The 716-nt window shown below is 61.0% G+C and carries 1 protein-coding gene; it reads right to left on the minus strand.

The window, feature by feature from the left end; all coding sequences use genetic code 11:
- A partial coding sequence (locus tag CD932_RS28705) for an Ig-like domain-containing protein (protein ID WP_176460899.1) occupies window positions 1–716 on the minus strand: 716 nt, incomplete at both ends.

A 716-nucleotide genomic window follows, 5' to 3' on the forward strand; every position in this document is an offset into this window, starting at 1 on the left:
ATGCCTACCGTGTAGGTGTTCGCGCCACCCTTGCCGTCGCTGACGGTATAGCTAAAGCTGTCGGCGCCGTTGTAGTCGGCCACTGGGGTATAGACATAAGTACCATCAGCGTTGACAGTCACCGTGCCATGGGCAGGGTCGCTGCCCTTGCCGTAGGTGAGCTTGTCGCCATCGACATCGGTGGCCACTGGCAGGGTGCCGGTCTTGGCCGTGTCTTCAGCCGTGGTGATGGTCGTGCCGCTGCCTGCTGGCGCATCGTTGACCGGGCTGATGGTGACCGCCACGGTGTAGGTATTGCTGCCGCCCTTGCCGTCGCTGACGGTGTAGCTAAAGCTGTCAGCGCCGTTGTAGTCCTTCGCTGGCGTGTAGGTATAGGTGCCGTTGGTGTTGACCACCAGCGTGCCGTGCGCGGGATCGGTGGCCTTGGCGTAGGTAATGGCATCGCCATCGACATCGGTGGCCGTTGGCAAGGTACCGGTCTTCGGCGTGTCTTCGGCCGTGGTAATGGTGTCGTTGGCCGCCACCGGCGCGTCGTTGACCGCAGTGATGGTAACACCCACCGTATAGGTGTTTGTGCCGCCCTTGCCGTCACTGACGGTGTAATTAAAACTGTCGGTGCCGTTGTAATCCTTCGCTGGCGTGTAGGTATAGGTGCCGTTGGTGTTGACCACCACCGCGCCATGTAAAGGATCGGTCGCCTTGGCGTAGGTGACGGT

This window comes from Janthinobacterium sp. PC23-8 (genome assembly GCF_002250505.1).
Lineage (GTDB): Bacteria > Pseudomonadota > Gammaproteobacteria > Burkholderiales > Burkholderiaceae_D > Janthinobacterium.